Raw genomic sequence first — 14,778 nt, forward strand, 5'->3', positions numbered from 1 at the left:
GCCAGCCGCAGCGAGCGCCCCATGCAGCGTTTTCCTGCAGGCAACACCCACCCGCTTTTATCCGCACAGGTAGAGTCAATGACCTTTGGTTGCACAGAAAAAACCGGCTGGAGCGCCGTGCTGGCCATGTCCCTGGCCGCATTCGCCCTGGTCGCTTCGGAGTTCATGCCCGTCAGCTTGCTGACCCCCATCGCGGCAGACTTGCACATCACCGAAGGCCAGGCCGGGCAGGGCATTTCCGTGTCCGGGGCCTTTGCATTGGTCACCAGCCTGGTGATTGCGGCAGTTGCCGCCCGGGTCGAGCGCAAGAAGCTGCTGCTGTGCCTGACCCTGCTGATGATGGTGTCGGGCACCCTGGTCGCGCTCGCACCGGGCTACTCCTGGTTCATGTTCGGGCGTGCCTTGCTGGGTATCGCCATTGGCGGTTTCTGGTCACTGTCGGCGGCCACTGCAATGCGCCTGGTGCGGCCTGATCAGGTTTCCCGGGCGCTGGCCATGGTCAATGGGGGCAATGCTCTGGCCACGGTGATCGCCGCCCCCGCGGGCAGCTTCCTGGGCTCGCTGATAGGCTGGCGCGGCGCATTCTTCTGTGTGGTGCCTGTCGCGACGCTTGCCGCCGTGTGGCTGCTGATCAGCCTTCCGTCCTTCAAGGTCGAGCGCCGGGCCGCGAGCGGCAATGCCTTGCGACTGATGAAGCAGACGCCGGTCGCCCTGGGAATGGCCGCCGTCAGCGTGTTCTTCATGGGGCAGTTCATGCTGTTCACCTACCTGCGTCCATTTCTCGAGGTCGTCACCGGCGTCAGCGTTACCACCCTGTCTTTCATGCTGCTGGGGCTGGGAGTGGCCGGTTTCATCGGCACCTGCGTGATTGAGCGCTTCATGGGCAATGCTCTTTACCGCACGCTGACGCTCATACCTCTGGGCATGGCGGTCATCGCGCTGGCCCTGGTGAACTTCGGCAGCTCGCCGCTGCTGACCGCCGCGCTGCTCGGGGCATGGGGGCTGGTCGCCACGGCCGCTCCCGTTGGCTGGTGGACCTGGCTGGCGCAAACCCTGCCCGATGATGCCGAAGCCGGAGGCGGCTTGCTGGTGGCCATCGTACAACTGGCGATCGCCGGCGGGGCGATCATCGGTGGGCTGGCCTTTGATCTGCGCGGCTATCAAGCCACGTTCGCGCTCAGCGCGGTGGTGCTGGTCGCCGCTGCGGTGCTCGCTTGGCTTGCAGGTCGCAGCGCTGCGCAAGTGGGTATGGCGGAGGCGCACGCCAGGGCCTGACGAGAGCAGGAGCGGCTCAGGGCGTGGGGGCATGAACCCGTGCCGGCTGACAATGGCCTGTGGGCGAGCTTTGCGTGGCAAGCCTGGAACCGGGGCGTTCACGCATTTCCCTGGAAGATCGTTGCAAGCCTGGGTGTGCCGAAAGAGAATGGCCGGCTTTCAATCGGCGGCAGCAGGGGTTGCCCGGTGAAATCAATGCGTTGATTTCATGGGTGTGCTGCGCCGCCGTGTTCGCCCTCGCTACCGCCCAGGGTTTTCAACAAGGCCATATGGACATGAACATAAAAATACTGTGTATCGCGGCACTCGGGTTCTGGTCGCTTGCTCAAACCCCGCTGTCCCTGGCGGAGAACGCCAATGGAAAGACCCTCTATCTGCAGCGATGCGCCGTGTGTCACGGAGCGGACATCAAGGGCACGGGGCCCTTGGCGCATAAAAGCAAGCCGCCGACACCGGACCTGACCACTGCCGCGTTCAAGAAACGCCTCAAGGACTATCCGGGCGTGATCGTCTCTTCGGTCATTCTTCGTCCCAATGGCGACTTGATCCCAAGAATCTTGCGAGAGAACGGCGTAAAGATCGCGCCGCACCCTTGGAGCGTTAAGGATTTTCGCGACTTGAATCAGTACATGAGTGAGGTCATCGCCAAAAGTCGATGATGTCGCAGGGGCGGCTACAGCGCAGCCACTTGAGGTGAACAGCCCCTGGCCGGCGGTTGATCGGGACGGTGGCCCGCGTTATGCCTCAATGCAGCGTGACAATCCTGCGGCTCTCTCCAATCCGGATCCGATCCAGTGCCCGGTTTAATCCGTCCAGGGCATTGATCAGGGCCTGGGCTTCCGCTTCCCGGCCATCTCCCCACAGGCGCTCGGCCATCTTGTTGAGGGCCTGTATGGAGCGTTCGATATCGGCAGCAGTCACGGTGTTGCTCTCTGCCGGCTGTTTCTTGGTCATTGGATCGGTCTTCCACGGCGCTTGAGAATCAGCGCGAAGGCTACCACGCTCTTGATGGCGCAAGAGCACGAGCCCACGGGCTGATGGCTCAACCGAGGGCCCAGGAGCCGGTCGATCGGCTGTGCGGGGCCGGCTCCTGGGCGGCTGTTCACTCGGATCAGGGCTCGCAATTTTGTCGGTTGCCGTTGCAGGGTGGTTTCAGCGTTGTCCCGGATCCGGCTGCACCAGATGCCGCCAGGGAAATACGTGCCGGGCAAAATGCGTTACGTAGCCGCCGCCAGTGGCTTGGATCACCATGAACTGCAATGCAGGGCGCAGCTGTTGCAGGCGCTCGAGCTGTTCCAGGCTCAGGCAGGTGTTGCGCAGGCGTAGCGCCCTCAAAGGGTCGCAGGCAGCACTGGCCAATAGTTGTTCATAGTCGGCGAAGGAGGTGACGGACTGTTCTTCGCGCTGATCCGCCCAGTTGTTCTGCAGCGCGCTGGATTCGGTGAAGTCCAGGTTGCTCAGCCGCGGCAGATTGTCCGAGCCGGCCAGGTTGGCAATGAAGTGCTGGGTGTCCCAATGGCCGCCAATGCGTAGGTGGGTAAGGTGCGGCAGCTGGACCTGGAAGAAGCTCGAGTCGGGGGCATTGGGCAGGGTCAATTCGCTCAGATGCGGCGCCTTGGCGACAAAGCGGGCGATCTCTCCTGCTTCCTCCATCAGCGTGCCGGCTTTCTGGATCAGCGAGGCATTGTGGTCCTGGGGCTCGCTGGGGCGAACCGACAGCGACCTGAGAATGGGAAAGTTCACGTCGCTGTCCAACAAGGGTGTGAACTCCCATTCGCGGGTGCCGTTTGCCCCTTGGTCCGGGCCGGAAAAGGCCAGGGAACTGAGGGTATCGGCCACTGCCTGGTCGGCGAGGCATTCCAGGGTCCAGGCAAAGGGCTCCTCCCACAGGTCGCCATGAAACTCCAGATGCAGGCCACCACGTATCGGGGCCAGGGCCAGGTAGTTGTAATCGCTGACCCACAGCGGTCCCGTCAGGTCCTCGGGGTTGTCGTCGCGCTCGCTGGCCTGGTCCCGGGTGAAGTCATGGATGCGTTGCTGCAGGGCCAGCAGGCGCTGGTAGCCGGGCGAAGACAGAGGTGAGGACATGCTTGCAATCCGTTGCTGGGTGGGGGGAGCCGCTGGCGCGGGGCGCCCATGATAAATCCAGGGGCCTGCCTGAGTCTTGGTCAGGCACCGTGCGTTATACATCTTTTCAACAAATGGACCATGTCGCCGGTTGTGCAGGGAGCGCTAGGATCGCCTTTTCATGCACGGGTCTTGTGGCCCTCTCGGAGCGTTATCCCATGCAACAAGGCCCCTTGCCTCATTCATCCACTGGACTGTGGGCCAGGGAGATCACCCTGCTGGATGTCGAGCGGTTGCAGGCGTTCTTCGTTGAGAATCCGGACTACTTCCACAGGGTTCACGGCTGTGCGCCGCAGCCGGATGAAGCCCGCGATGAAATCGATGACCGCTTGCCAGAGGGCTGGTCCTTCACTCGCAAGTGGAAGATCGGTTACTTCGACGCCACAGGAGCCCTGGTGGCCATGGTCAGTATCGTCAGCGATCTGCTGGCGCCCGGGGTCTGGCACATTGGTCTGTTCATGCTGGCCGGCTCGCTGCAGGGCCAGGGCATTGCCCGGCAGTTGCATCGCGAGCTGGAAGATTGGGCCGCAGGTCTGGGGGCGCGCTGGCTGCGCCTGAGCGTGGTGGTCGAGAACGTCCGGGCCGAGGGCTTCTGGAGAGCCTGCGGCTACGTTGAGGCTCGTACCCGTGACGGGATCGAGCTAGGCCGGCTGCGGCACCGGGTGCGCATCATGATCAAGCCGCTGGCCTCGGATGCTCTCGAAGACTACCTGACCCTGATGCCCCGCGATCGGGTCGAGTCCCCGCTGGCAGTCTGAGAAAAAACGGTTGGCAGTGGCGCCGTGCGTCGGGTGGGGCGGGGCGTGCAAATCCGCCGCCGTGTGCGCCCGTCCAGCACCTGAGCAAGGGCGGTGCTGGCACGCCCGGCAGCCCAGGGTGAGGCCTTTCGGGCATGAACTAAAATCGCGGTCGGCAGTCCCATGGGGCATCTTTGACCGTCCGGGGGAAATACCGTGAAAACTCGTCTCGCAATGCTCTGCGCCGCGGCTTTGGCTTCGGCCCTGCCGATTCTCACCGAGGCTGCCCAGGCTCAGTCACCCACCCCTGAACCGACCTATCAGAGCCAGGTGGCGCGCTATCGGTGCGAGGGCAATGTCCGCATCGATGCGGCCTACCTGAACATCGACAATGGCACCTCGTTCGCCACGCTCTACTACAAGGACCAATTGATTCCCATGCACATTGCCCGTTCGGCTTCCGGTGCGCTGTATGTGGCGGACGACGAACAGAACAGCTTTCGCTGGCACACCAAAGGCAAGATGGCCATGTTGTCGTTCCTGGAGGCAGATCACACCGCCAAGGAGCAGCAACTGCTCAACGACTGCCAGGAGATCGACCCTCAGTGAGCCCTGGCCGGCGTGGCTTGCGGGCAAAAAAAAGCCCGCGGGAGAGGGCGGGCGAACGTAGTTGCTTGAATGAGCGAGGGGACTATACACAGACGCGGTCGGCCCTTGGGTGAAAGAAATTTCATCTTGACCGGCGGTGCTCCGGTCGACGGCACCGGGTGGTGGCCGGATCTGTTCTAACCTGAACAGGCGAGTCAAAAATCCCTTCAGGAAGAGAGGTGGGCATGACAACACCAGAGCAACGCCCTTACGAGCATGAACGCAGCGATGAAACGGAGCAGCACCCGGTCGAACACCGGGAGCCGCCACCGCAGACCTGGAAACACCCGGACGACGGCAAGAGCCTCTCCGAGCTGGATGAAGAGCGTCCCTTGAAGCCCTGAGCCCAAGCCCCGCCAAAGAGCGGGGCTTTTTGTGCCGGGTGCTCAACCGCACATGGCCGGCGCCGAATCTCCGGGCTCTGCTACCATCGCCGGCTTTGCCGTTCCAAGATCTCGGGACGGGCTGTTCGCTCAAGGGAGAAGTACATGATCGTCACCACCACCGCCCATATCGAAGGCCGGGAAATTGCCGGTTATCTGGATATCGTCAGCGCCGAATCGGTTCAGGGCATCAACGTGGTCCGCGACCTGTTCGCCGGGATGCGCGACTTCTTCGGTGGCCGTTCCCAGACTCTGGAACGGGCCCTGAGAGAGGCGCGGATCCAGGCCACCAGTGAAATCAAGGAGCGCGCCCGCGGGCTCAATGCCGACGCGGTGGTCGGCCTGGATTTCGAGATCAGCATGCCTTCGGGGCGTGGCGGCATGGTGGTGGTGTTTGCCACCGGGACCGCCGTCAAGCTCAAGTGACCCCCCGCACGGTGCCGAGGGCAATTCGGCGCCGCCCCCGGCTGCGCTAAGCGTCTGCAGGCCGACATCCGGGCCAGGGCGCCGCGCTTGCGGGCAGTGCTGCTTCATGGCCGGCACTCGCGCAGCTGCCAGCCGCGGGCAGACCATTGCCACTCATGGGTCGGTGCCAGGGCCTGGAGAAAGGCCTCATCGTGGGAGGCCACCAGCAACGCGCCGGGAAAGTCCCGCAGCGCTTGCTCGAAGGCCTGTACCGACTCCAGGTCCAGGTGGTTGGTGGGCTCGTCGAGCAGCAACAGCTGCGCCGGATTACCGGCCCACAACGCCAGCGCCAGGGCAGCTTTAAGGCGTTCGCCGCCGCTGAGCAAGGCGCAGGGTTGCTGGACCCGACGGGCATCGAGTTGCAGGCGCGCCAGCCGGGTGCGCAGGGTGCTTTCCTCCAGGGCCGTGGCGCCGCTTTGCAACTGCTCCAGCAGCGAGCGCTCGGCGGCCAATTGCAGCAGGTGCTGATCCAGATAGGCGCTGGCCACCGTTACCCGGCATTGACCACTGAGCGGCCGCAGATGCCCGGCCAGCATCTTCAGCAGGGTGGATTTGCCACACCCGTTGGGACCGACCAGGGCAATGCGCGCCGGGCCGCTGAGGTTGCCGGTGAGATAGGTCGCCGGCGACTCGCTGTCCAGCCAGGGCAGTTGCGCCCGCTGCAGATTGAACAGCGCCTGGCCGGCCGCCATGCGGGTCTCGGGCAGGGTGAGCAGGGTAGGTTGCTCCGGGGTGACCCGGGCGTAGGCATCGCGAACCTGTTGGTCGAGGGCGCTTTTGTGTTGCTGATGCTGGTGCCGCACCTGGCCCATGATGTTCCGGGCGCCGCCGAGCATGCTGGCCCGTTCCATGCTGGAGACATTGGCGGTCTTGGCGTGCTTGCGCGACGCCGCGGCGTGGCGCTGGATGGTGTCGTGCTCGCGCTGCAGGCGCTTGAGTTCGCGGCTGCGTTGGCTGCGGGCCTGTTCCAGTGTCGCCTGGGTGGCACCTTCAAGGGCCTGGCGCTGGGCCTGGAACAGCGCGTAATTGCCGCCATAGACCCGGGCGCCCAAGGGGCCAAGCTCGACGATGCGCTGCACCTGCATCAGCAACTGGCGGTCATGGCTGACCAGGATCAGCCCGCCGCGCCAGTGCCGCAACTGCTCCATCAGCCAGCGCCGGCCGGCCCGGTCCAGATGGTTGCTCGGCTCATCGAGCAGGAGCAGTGGCGCGTCGCCGAGCAGGGCGCCGATCAGCGCCACCCGGGCCAGCTGTCCGCCGCTCAGGGTGGCCGCCGGGTCCTCGGGCTGCAGCCACGCCAGGCCGGCCTGATCCAGGGCCTGACGCAGCCGCTCGGCCAGGTCCCAGCGGCCATCGACCTGCTGCCAATCCTCCGCGGCCGCGGTGCCGGCCGCCAGGCGTTGCAGGGCGTGCAGGGCTTCGGCCAGCCCGGCGACCTGGGCCACCGTCTGCTGCGGCGCCGGTCGCGGATCCTGGGGCACGTAGGTCAGGCGGGCAGGGCGCTGGATGCTGCCCGCAGAGGGTTGCAGTTCCCCGGCGATCAGGCGCAGCAGCAGGGATTTGCCCGCGCCATTGCGCCCGACTATGGCTGTGGGCAGGCCATCGAACGTCAGGTTCAGGGCATCGAACAGGGTGTCGCCATTGGCGAATTGATAAGACAGCCGGTTCAGTGAAACCAGCGCAGGCAGCCGTTTGACGTGAGTCATCAGCACCTCCGGAAAATGTGGCAACAGACCAACGAGCGCGGTTGAGGGGCTCGTCGCGGATACATTTTGGAAGGCTTAGTTGTTCACGTCGGCAATCGTCCTGGGACGGCAAGGAAGGCGCGAAGCCTAACGCCGGACCCGGGGCCCTGGCAAGGGCGGAGATGGATTCAGGCCAGTACCGCCACCGCCTTGATCTGGGCCCAGAGCTGCTGGCCGGGATGCAGCTCGAGCTGGTCCCGGGAGTAACGAGTGATACGTGCCAGCAGCGGGGTGCCCGCCGCGTCCAGGCGCACCAGGACGTGGGCGACGTTGTCCGCCGGGATCTCTTCGCACACGGTCACCGGCAGGCGGTTGAGGATGCTGCTGTGTTCGCTGGCCTGCAGGCTCAGGCTGACGTCGCGGGCCTGGACCTTGAAGCGCAGGGCCTTGCCCTGGGCCAGCGCACCGTGGGCCACGCGTACCTGCAGTGGGCTGTCGGGCAGTTGCAGGGTCAGCAATTGATAATTCGGGTCGTAGTGGCTGACCCGGCCCTCGACCACCACGCCGGCATCGTCACCCAGGGCCAGGGGCAAATCCAGGCGCGCCAGGGTCTGGCCGATGGGGCCGCTGGCCAGGGCGCGGCCATCGCTGAGCAGCACGATGTGGTCCGCCAGGCGTGCCACTTCGTCCTGGGAATGACTGACATAGAGCACCGGGATATCCAGCTCGTCGTGCAGGCGCTCCAGGTAGGGCAGGATTTCGCCCTTGCGTCTGGAGTCCAGGGCCGCCAGGGGCTCGTCCATCAGCAGCAGGCGTGGACTGGTGAGCAAGGCCCGGGCGATGCCGATGCGCTGGCGCTCGCCGCCCGAGAGGTGCTGCGGATGGCGCTGCAGCAAGTGGCCGATGCCCAGCAGTTCGGTGGCTTGGGCCATGTCCACCCGGCGCTGCGCCTTGGGGATGCGGCGCAGGCCGAACTCCAGGTTGGCCTGGACCGACAGGTGGGCAAACAGACTGGCCTCCTGAAACACATAACCCAGGGACCGCTTGTGCGGTGGCACGAACAGCCGTTGCCGGCTGTCCTGCCAGACCTCGTCGTTGATCTGGATGCGACCGCGCCCGGCCTTTTCCAGGCCGGCGATGCAGCGCAGGCAGGTGGTCTTGCCGGATCCGGAGTGGCCATAGAGCGCGGTGACCCCGCGGCCCGGCAGTTGCAGATCCAGGTCCAGGTCGAATGCCTGGTAATCCAGGTGCAGCTTGATGTGGAGGCTCATGGCTCAGCTCCAGCCGGCTTTGGTCTTGCGGCTGGAATACAGCGCCAGCAGCACCAGAAACGAGAACACCAGCATGGCGCCGGCCAGCCAGTGGGCTTGGGCATACTCCATGGCTTCGACGTGGTCGTAGATCTGCACCGAGACCACTCGGGTCTTGTCGGGAATGTTGCCGCCGATCATCAGCACCACGCCGAACTCGCCGACGGTGTGGGCAAAGCCGAGGATCGAGGCGGTGATGAAGCCCGGCCGCGCCAGGGGCAGGATCACCGTGAAAAAACTGTCCCAGGGGCCGGCGCGCAAGGTGGCGGCGACCTCCAGCGGGCGACTGCCGATGGCGGAAAAGGCGTTCTGCAGCGGTTGCACGACGAAAGGCATGGAATAGATCACCGAGCCCAGCACCAGGCCGCTGAAGCTGAAGGTCAGGGTGCCCAATCCCAGGGACTGGGTGAGCTGGCCCAGGAAACCCTGGGGCCCCAGGGCCAGCAGCAGGTAGAAACCTATCACCGTGGGTGGCAGCACCAGGGGCAGGGCCACCACGGCACCGACCGGCCCGCGCAGCCAGGAACGGGTGCGCGACAGCCACAGGGCAATCGGAGTGCCGACGACCAGCAGGATCAGCGTGGTCAGGGACGCCAGTTTCAGGGTCAGCCAGATGGCGGAAAAATCGGCACTCGAGAGGCTCATTTACAGTTGATAACCGTAGGACTGGATGATGGCAGCGGCTTTCGGGCCCTTGAGGTAGTCGACCAGCGCCCGGGCGGCCGGATTGTCCTTGCCCTTGTTGAGGATCACCGCATCCTGCTTGATCGGGTCATGCATCTGGGCGGGCACTATCCAGGCCGAACCGCTGCTGACTTTGCCGTCCTTGTAGATTTGGGACAAGGCGACAAAGCCCAATTCGGCGTTGCCGGTAGAGACGAACTGATAGGCCTGGGTGATGTTCTGGCCTTCGACGAGCTTGCCCTTGACCTTGTCGCTCAGGCCCAGCTTGGCCAGGACCTGGGTAGCGGCCAGGCCGTATGGCGCGGCCTTGGGATTGGCGATGGACAGGTGCTGGTACTGGTTGTCCTTGAGTACCTGGCCCTTGCCGTCGACATAGCCTTCCTTGGCCGACCACAGGGCCAGGGTGCCGATGGCATAGGTGAAGCGCGAGCCCTTGACGGTATCGCCTTCGCTTTCGAGCTTCTGCGGGGTGCTGTCGTCGGCGGAGAGAAAGACTTCGAAGGGCGCGCCATTCTTGATCTGGGTATAGAACTGCCCGGTGGCCCCGTAGGCGGCCACCAGCTTGTGGCCGGTGTCCTTCTCGAAGTCGGCGGCAATCGCCTGGATGGGCGCGGTGAAGTTGGCGGCCACCGCCACCTGGACTTCAGCGGCCTGGGCCGAATTCAAAGCGAAGACGGCGAGCAGGGCCGCAAGGCCGGTCGGGGCAAAGCCTGAGGCGCGAAAGTTCATCAAACAGCTCCATTGGGGGGAAGGAAGTCGGGGCGCAAGCGGTGATTGCAGGGCCTGTGCAGCCAGGCGAGGTCAAGCGCTGTATAGCGAAATATATAGCGTATCGCTCGCAAGCGGAACCGTGAGCCTGCCCCCAATGCACAGGGCCGCGATCGCCGTCGCGGCCCTGTTCCTCAGCGTCTGTTCAACTGGGCCAGCGTCCGTTCGGCCAGGCGCAGGGTCAACTCGTAGGCCGGCAGCTCGATGCCCAGGCGCAGGGCCTGGCCGGACCACAGATTGGCAAAGTCCGCATCGTCCTTGGCCTTGAGCGGCATCAAGGCGCCGCCAGCGCGGGGAAAGGCCGGAGCCAGCGGGCTGATGGGGCCGATCTCACGCATCACCCGGTTGACGATGCCGCGGGCCGGGCGGCCGGTGAACAGGTTGGTCAGGGCGGTCTGACTGTCCTTGGCGGTGCGCAGGGCCCGGTGATGGGCGGCGCTGATCCTGGCTTCCGGGGTGAACAGGTAGGCGGTGCCCAGTTGCACCGCCGAGGCGCCCAGGGCCAGGGCGGCGACGATACCCCGAGCGTCGCCGATACCGCCGGCGGCAATCACCGGCACCTGCACCGCATCGACGATCTGCGGCACCAGGGCCATGGTGCCGACCTGGGTGTTGAGGTCATCGCTGAGGAAGATCGCCCGATGGCCGCCGGCTTCGTAGCCCATGGCGATGATCGCGTCGCAGCCGCGGGCTTCCAGCCACAGCGCCTCGTCCACGGTGCTGGCCGAAGACAGCACCTTGGCCCCCGTGGCCTTGACCCGCGCCAGGAGCGCCGGTGCCGGCAGGCCGAAGTGAAAACTCACCACTTCGGGCCGCAGCTCTTCCACCAGTTGGCAACTGGTTTCATCGAAGGGCGCACGGTTGCTGACCGGCGTCGGGGCGTCGAAATCCGCCCCCAACTCCTGATAGTAGGGTTTCAGGGCGTCTTTCCAGCGTGCCTCCTGCTCGAGGTCGACGGCGGGCATCGAATGACAGAAGAAGTTCAGGTTCAGCGGATGACGGCAGGCGGCCCGGATGGTCTGCACCTCCAGGCGAATCTGTTCCGGCCCGAGCATGGCGCAGGGCAGCGAGCCCAGGGCGCCGGCGCGACTGGCGCCGATCACCATGGCGGCGTCGGTGGCCCCCGCCATGGGGGCTTGGATGATGGGCAGTTCGATGCCCAGCAGGTCGAGGAGGCGGCGATCGGTCCAGTGGCTCATGTGAAAGGGTTCTCCGTCGGCAGGATTGGGCGGGGCGCCCCGAGGTTTTTATCAGGCCAGGGCGCTGTGCGGCCAGCTGACTTTTCAACCCGGGCCCAAATAGACGCGTCGACCACCGATACAGCGACCGTGTCGGCGACTGTCGGCGGCGTCTATCCGACGCTAGACTGCGGCGGATATTTTTCCTCACCGCCCCATAAAGGAACGCCGACCATGGATGTAAAACTGCGCGAAGTACTGCCCTTTCGTGTTGCAGGCCTGCAAGTACGAACCTGCAACGCCGCGGAGCAACAGGCAGACAGCGCCCGGATCGGGCCGATGTGGCAATGTTTTTATGTCGAAGACCTGTTCAACAAGATCGCCTCGCGGCAACCGGACTCGTTCGTCTATGGCGTCTATTCCAACTACGAGTCCGATGCCTTGGGGGCGTTCGACGTGATGGCCGGGGTGGCGGTGAGCGACGCCGGCGCCGATTACCCCAGTGTGCAGATCCAGGGCGGTGACTACCTGGTGTTCAGCGCCCAGGGCGCGATGCCCGATTGCGTGATCCAGGCCTGGGGCCTGATCTGGGCCTACTTCCAGGACAACCCCCAGGTCCGTCGCGCCTTCGCCACGGATTTCGAGGTCTATACCAGCCCCGACTCGGTGGCCATCTACATCGGCATTCAGGATTCGGGCAGCGCCTCGCGTTCCAGCAACTGACGCTTGCGCTCCACGCCCCAGCGGTAGCCCGAAAGGCTGCCGTCGCTGCGCACCACCCGGTGGCAGGGGATCGCCACCGCCAGGCAGTTGGCGGCACAGGCCTGGGCCACCGCACGCATGGATTTGGGCGCGCCAATGCGCTGGGCGATCTCGGCGTAGCTGGCGGTGCTGCCGGCGGGAATGCTCTGCAGGGCCTGCCACACCCGTTCCTGGAACGCGGTGCCGCGCAGGTCCAGGGGCAGATCCAGGCCAATGGCCGGCGCTTCGATAAAGCCCACCACCCGGGCCACCAGACGCTCGAAATCAGCGTCGGCGCCCAACAGGTTGGCCCGAGGAAACTTGTCTTGCAGTTGCTCCACCAATTGGTTGGGGTCGTCCCCCAGGAGGATCGCGCAGACCCCGCGTTCGCTGCGGGCCACCAGGATCGCTCCCAGGGAGCACTGGCCCACGGCAAAGCGGATATCGGTGTTGGGGCCGCCGGCGCGGTAGTCGCTGGGCTTCATGCCCAGCAACTGGTCGGCGGCCTCATAGAAGCGGCTGTTGGAGTTGAAGCCGGCGTCGTACAAGGCGTCGGTCACCGAGTGGCCGTTCTCCAGGTGGTGGCGGACTTTGCGTGAGCGCTGCGCGTTGGCATAGCCCCGGGGCGTGAGTCCGGTGGCGGCCTTGAACACCCGGTGGAAGTGGTAGCTGCTCATGCCCGCGTGCTGCGCCAGTTGCTCCAGGCTGGGGGCCGATTCGGCGCGCTCGATCTGCCGACAGGCTTCGGCCACCATCGCCGCGTGGTGGGCGGCGACCTGGGTCTGGTCGCTGGCCTGGCGTTTGCTCGGCCGATAGCCTGCGGCTTCGGCCTGTTGGGCGTTATCGAAGAACTCGACGTTTTCCGCTTTCGGCAGTCGCGACAGGCTGCTGGGGCGGCAGTACACGCCGGTGGTGCGCACGGCGTAGACGAAGCTCGCATCGGCGCTGGCGTCGCGCTTGAGCACGGCCTGCCAGCGTGGGTCCTGTTCGATGCGCTGTTTGCGCGATGGGGCATTCATGATCGGTCCTCGGCCGGGAATGGCGGCCAGATTAATCCCTTGGGGCCTGCCCGGCACTCCGCGGCTTGCGCTTGAATTTTCGCGTTCAACCGGCGTGGCGAAAGGTCAGGTTGATCCGCTGTCGGCCAAGCTCCGGGTGAGTGCCGTCCTTGAGCGGCAGCACCCCGTGATAGCGCAGGCGGTCCACGCCGCCCCAGACCACCACGTCAGCGTGGAGCAGCGGCACCCGCTGGCTCTTGTCGCTGCGCTGCTGGCCGCCAAACAGGAAGATCGCCGGCAGCCCCAGTGACAGGGAGACAATGGGCGCGTTGAAGTCGCGTTCGTTCCGGTCCTGGTGCAGGGACATTTTGGCGCCGGGGCGGTAACAGTTGATCAGGCAGGAGTCGGGATTGAAGTCGTTGAAGCCGGCGGCTTGTGCCGCGCGCTCGGCCAGTTGCCGGAACACCTCGGGCATTGCCGGCCAGGGCCGCAGGCTTTGCGGGTCGATGGCGCTGTAACGGTAGCCGCTGCGGTCGGTGGTCCAGCCCAGCTGGCCGCAACTGCTCAAGCCGACGGACATGGTATGGCCGCCCGGCGTCATCATCTGGCGAAAGGGAGCCGCCGCCAGCACTTCGTGGAGCCTGGGCAGCAGGCGTTCGATCCAGGGCAGGGCAAAGCCCCGCAAGACCCGGGCCTGGGGGCCCAGCACCTCGGTACGTGCCGGCTGCAGCAGGTCGCTTTCGGCAAAGAGCCCGAGATTGACCGGGGCGTCAGGGTTACAAGGCATCGTGAAAGATCACTCCTAGGGTGTGGCGCTGGCCACTGTGCACGCGGCTGACCCCGTGACGCAGGGTCACCCGATAATGCCCGCGCGCGCCTTTTACCGGCCGATGATGCACGGCGAAAACCAGCCCATCACCTTGCTTCAGACCAATGACCTGTGGCCGGGACTGCATGCGCGGGCGCTGCTCGGTGAGCACCAGTTCGCCGCCGGTGAAGTCGGTCCCCGGCCGGGACAGCATGAACACCGCCTGCAAGGGAAACACCTGCTCGCCGTACAGGTCCTGATGCAGGCAGTTGTAGTCCCCAGGGCCGTATTGCAGCAACAGCGGCGTGGGGCGCCACTGGCCGGCGGCGTGACAGCGCTGGATGAACGCCGAATGTTCTGCCGGGTAGCGGACGTCGATGTGCATGTCCTGGTTCCAGCGGTTGGCCTGCTCCACCAGATGGGGATAGAGCTGCTGGCGCAGTTGGGCCACCGGCTCGGGCAGCGGATAGCCAAAGTACTGGTACTGACCGCGCCCGAAACCATGGCGGGCCATCAGTACTTTCGAGCGGAACAGTTCGGGCTGCGGATACAGGTCGCACAGGGCCTGGCACTGCTGGGCCGTCAACAGGCCTTCGAGGCGGGCGCAGCCGTCCTGGTCCAGGGCCTGCGCGATGCGGGCCCAGTCCAGTTGTTGCAGACGCTGGTGAAGCGAGGAAGCGGGCATGGCGCGAGTGTCCTGGGCCGGAGATATCCCGGGCAGTCTGGGGCTCGGCCGGCCAGTGCGCACTCCGCTGCTTGCGCTCGAATCCGTGGTGGGGGAATTACAGGGCCTTGCTGACGCTGACGTCGCTGATCACGTCGCCGGACTGACCATGCAGGGCTTCCAGGGTGGCCCGGGCCTCTTCCTGGGTGCCGTTTTCCAGCTGGGCGAATTCGAAGCGGCGCTCACCGTTGAGCTTGTATTTGATGACGTACTTGGTGGTCTGGGGCACGGGATTACCTGTTGTCGC

General features: G+C 65.3%; 18 protein-coding genes. 7 read left to right on the top strand and 11 right to left on the bottom strand.

From position 1 onward, the window contains the following. Positions 1 to 78: 78 nt before the first annotated feature. Positions 79 to 1,275 carry an MFS transporter gene (locus tag L1O02_RS13820; protein ID WP_235760246.1) on the top strand — a complete coding sequence of 399 codons (1,197 nt, stop codon included), beginning with the start codon at positions 79 to 81 and terminating at the stop codon, positions 1,273 to 1,275. Positions 1,276 to 1,550: 275 nt separating this feature from the next. After that, positions 1,551 to 1,934 carry a cytochrome c gene (locus L1O02_RS13825; RefSeq protein WP_235760247.1) on the top strand — a complete coding sequence of 128 codons (384 nt, stop codon included), beginning with the start codon at positions 1,551 to 1,553 and terminating at the stop codon, positions 1,932 to 1,934. Positions 1,935 to 2,019: 85 nt separating this feature from the next. Here L1O02_RS13825 and L1O02_RS13830 read toward each other — a convergent pair whose 3' ends face one another. Together L1O02_RS13830 and L1O02_RS13835 are read right to left on the bottom strand one after the other, a co-directional pair. After that, on the bottom strand, positions 2,020 to 2,229 hold the full coding sequence (locus L1O02_RS13830; RefSeq protein ID WP_016967305.1) for a hypothetical protein: 210 nt from the start codon (positions 2,227 to 2,229) through the stop codon (positions 2,020 to 2,022). Between the two features lie 198 nt (positions 2,230 to 2,427). Then, positions 2,428 to 3,363, bottom strand: a complete 936-nt coding sequence (locus L1O02_RS13835; protein WP_108545462.1) for a hypothetical protein — start codon at positions 3,361 to 3,363, stop codon at positions 2,428 to 2,430. A gap of 197 nt (positions 3,364 to 3,560) precedes the next feature. Here L1O02_RS13835 and L1O02_RS13840 point away from each other — a divergent pair, with 197 nt between their 5' ends. The 4 genes from L1O02_RS13840 to L1O02_RS13855 all read left to right on the top strand — a co-directional run bounded on the left by L1O02_RS13840 (position 3,561) and on the right by L1O02_RS13855 (position 5,596). Further along, entirely contained in the window at positions 3,561 to 4,160 is a 600-nt protein-coding gene (locus L1O02_RS13840) for a GNAT family N-acetyltransferase (protein ID WP_060843813.1), read from the top strand. A 195-nt stretch (positions 4,161 to 4,355) separates the two neighbouring features. Beyond that, positions 4,356 to 4,748 carry an MliC family protein gene (locus L1O02_RS13845; protein ID WP_016967307.1) on the top strand — a complete coding sequence of 131 codons (393 nt, stop codon included), beginning with the start codon at positions 4,356 to 4,358 and terminating at the stop codon, positions 4,746 to 4,748. 224 nt (positions 4,749 to 4,972) lie between these two features. Continuing rightward, positions 4,973 to 5,131 carry a hypothetical protein gene (locus L1O02_RS13850; protein WP_235760091.1) on the top strand — a complete coding sequence of 53 codons (159 nt, stop codon included), beginning with the start codon at positions 4,973 to 4,975 and terminating at the stop codon, positions 5,129 to 5,131. Between the two features lie 144 nt (positions 5,132 to 5,275). Beyond that, positions 5,276 to 5,596, top strand: a complete 321-nt coding sequence (locus tag L1O02_RS13855) for a YbjQ family protein (RefSeq protein ID WP_016967309.1) — start codon at positions 5,276 to 5,278, stop codon at positions 5,594 to 5,596. Between the two features lie 104 nt (positions 5,597 to 5,700). On the opposite strand, the gene L1O02_RS13860 is transcribed toward L1O02_RS13855, so the two are convergent. From L1O02_RS13860 to L1O02_RS13880, 5 genes are all read right to left on the bottom strand, one after another. Beyond that, positions 5,701 to 7,341 (bottom strand): ATP-binding cassette domain-containing protein, encoded by a 1,641-nt coding sequence (locus L1O02_RS13860; RefSeq protein WP_235760092.1) that lies wholly within the window; start codon positions 7,339 to 7,341, stop codon positions 5,701 to 5,703. A gap of 167 nt (positions 7,342 to 7,508) precedes the next feature. Next, positions 7,509 to 8,591: a molybdenum ABC transporter ATP-binding protein gene (gene modC, locus L1O02_RS13865; protein WP_060839616.1), complete on the bottom strand. Its 1,083-nt coding sequence runs from the start codon at positions 8,589 to 8,591 to the stop codon at positions 7,509 to 7,511. A gap of 3 nt (positions 8,592 to 8,594) precedes the next feature. Then, a complete protein-coding gene (modB, locus tag L1O02_RS13870; RefSeq protein WP_060839615.1) occupies positions 8,595 to 9,275 on the bottom strand; it encodes a molybdate ABC transporter permease subunit in 681 nt (226 codons plus the stop codon). Then, the gene (gene modA, locus L1O02_RS13875; protein ID WP_060839614.1) at positions 9,276 to 10,043 is read right to left on the bottom strand and encodes a molybdate ABC transporter substrate-binding protein; all 768 of its coding nucleotides are present in this window, start codon (positions 10,041 to 10,043) and stop codon (positions 9,276 to 9,278) included. A 173-nt stretch (positions 10,044 to 10,216) separates the two neighbouring features. Beyond that, a complete protein-coding gene (locus L1O02_RS13880; protein WP_129405623.1) occupies positions 10,217 to 11,281 on the bottom strand; it encodes a nitronate monooxygenase in 1,065 nt (354 codons plus the stop codon). A gap of 213 nt (positions 11,282 to 11,494) precedes the next feature. Here L1O02_RS13880 and L1O02_RS13885 point away from each other — a divergent pair, with 213 nt between their 5' ends. Beyond that, positions 11,495 to 11,983 carry a GyrI-like domain-containing protein gene (locus tag L1O02_RS13885; protein ID WP_235760093.1) on the top strand — a complete coding sequence of 163 codons (489 nt, stop codon included), beginning with the start codon at positions 11,495 to 11,497 and terminating at the stop codon, positions 11,981 to 11,983. On the opposite strand, the gene ada is transcribed toward L1O02_RS13885, so the two are convergent. From ada to L1O02_RS13905, 4 genes are all read right to left on the bottom strand, one after another. Next, positions 11,947 to 13,020 carry a bifunctional DNA-binding transcriptional regulator/O6-methylguanine-DNA methyltransferase Ada gene (ada, locus tag L1O02_RS13890; protein ID WP_060839611.1) on the bottom strand — a complete coding sequence of 358 codons (1,074 nt, stop codon included), beginning with the start codon at positions 13,018 to 13,020 and terminating at the stop codon, positions 11,947 to 11,949. The genes L1O02_RS13885 and ada overlap by 37 nt on opposite strands. 85 nt (positions 13,021 to 13,105) lie before the next feature. Further along, positions 13,106 to 13,786: a DNA oxidative demethylase AlkB gene (gene alkB, locus L1O02_RS13895; RefSeq protein ID WP_235760094.1), complete on the bottom strand. Its 681-nt coding sequence runs from the start codon at positions 13,784 to 13,786 to the stop codon at positions 13,106 to 13,108. Then, a complete protein-coding gene (locus L1O02_RS13900) occupies positions 13,776 to 14,492 on the bottom strand; it encodes a 2OG-Fe(II) oxygenase (protein WP_060839609.1) in 717 nt (238 codons plus the stop codon). The genes alkB and L1O02_RS13900 overlap by 11 nt, the downstream gene beginning before the upstream one ends. Before the next feature lie 97 nt (positions 14,493 to 14,589). Continuing rightward, positions 14,590 to 14,760, bottom strand: coding sequence for a hypothetical protein (locus L1O02_RS13905; protein WP_164990718.1), 171 nt, complete (start codon positions 14,758 to 14,760; stop codon positions 14,590 to 14,592). Between the last annotated feature and the right edge of the window lie 18 nt (positions 14,761 to 14,778).

The organism is Pseudomonas sp. BC42 (assembly GCF_021560055.1).
In the GTDB taxonomy this organism is placed as follows: domain Bacteria; phylum Pseudomonadota; class Gammaproteobacteria; order Pseudomonadales; family Pseudomonadaceae; genus Aquipseudomonas.

Bases quoted from the DNA above. Each gene is read 5' to 3' on its own strand.
- L1O02_RS13880 (WP_129405623.1), bottom strand. From the start codon at position 11,281: ATGAGCCACTGGACCGATCGCCGCCTCCTCGACCTGCTGGGCATCGAA.
- modC (WP_060839616.1), bottom strand. From the start codon at position 8,591: ATGAGCCTCCACATCAAGCTGCACCTGGATTACCAGGCATTCGACCTG.
- L1O02_RS13835 (WP_108545462.1), bottom strand. From the start codon at position 3,363: ATGTCCTCACCTCTGTCTTCGCCCGGCTACCAGCGCCTGCTGGCCCTG.
- L1O02_RS13840 (WP_060843813.1), top strand. From the start codon at position 3,561: ATGCAACAAGGCCCCTTGCCTCATTCATCCACTGGACTGTGGGCCAGG.
- L1O02_RS13830 (WP_016967305.1), bottom strand. From the start codon at position 2,229: ATGACCAAGAAACAGCCGGCAGAGAGCAACACCGTGACTGCTGCCGAT.
- modB (WP_060839615.1), bottom strand. From the start codon at position 9,275: ATGAGCCTCTCGAGTGCCGATTTTTCCGCCATCTGGCTGACCCTGAAA.
- L1O02_RS13850 (WP_235760091.1), top strand. From the start codon at position 4,973: ATGACAACACCAGAGCAACGCCCTTACGAGCATGAACGCAGCGATGAA.
- ada (WP_060839611.1), bottom strand. From the start codon at position 13,020: ATGAATGCCCCATCGCGCAAACAGCGCATCGAACAGGACCCACGCTGG.
- L1O02_RS13860 (WP_235760092.1), bottom strand. From the start codon at position 7,341: ATGACTCACGTCAAACGGCTGCCTGCGCTGGTTTCACTGAACCGGCTG.
- L1O02_RS13885 (WP_235760093.1), top strand. From the start codon at position 11,495: ATGGATGTAAAACTGCGCGAAGTACTGCCCTTTCGTGTTGCAGGCCTG.
- L1O02_RS13855 (WP_016967309.1), top strand. From the start codon at position 5,276: ATGATCGTCACCACCACCGCCCATATCGAAGGCCGGGAAATTGCCGGT.
- alkB (WP_235760094.1), bottom strand. From the start codon at position 13,786: ATGCCTTGTAACCCTGACGCCCCGGTCAATCTCGGGCTCTTTGCCGAA.
- modA (WP_060839614.1), bottom strand. From the start codon at position 10,043: ATGAACTTTCGCGCCTCAGGCTTTGCCCCGACCGGCCTTGCGGCCCTG.
- L1O02_RS13900 (WP_060839609.1), bottom strand. From the start codon at position 14,492: ATGCCCGCTTCCTCGCTTCACCAGCGTCTGCAACAACTGGACTGGGCC.
- L1O02_RS13825 (WP_235760247.1), top strand. From the start codon at position 1,551: ATGAACATAAAAATACTGTGTATCGCGGCACTCGGGTTCTGGTCGCTT.
- L1O02_RS13820 (WP_235760246.1), top strand. From the start codon at position 79: ATGACCTTTGGTTGCACAGAAAAAACCGGCTGGAGCGCCGTGCTGGCC.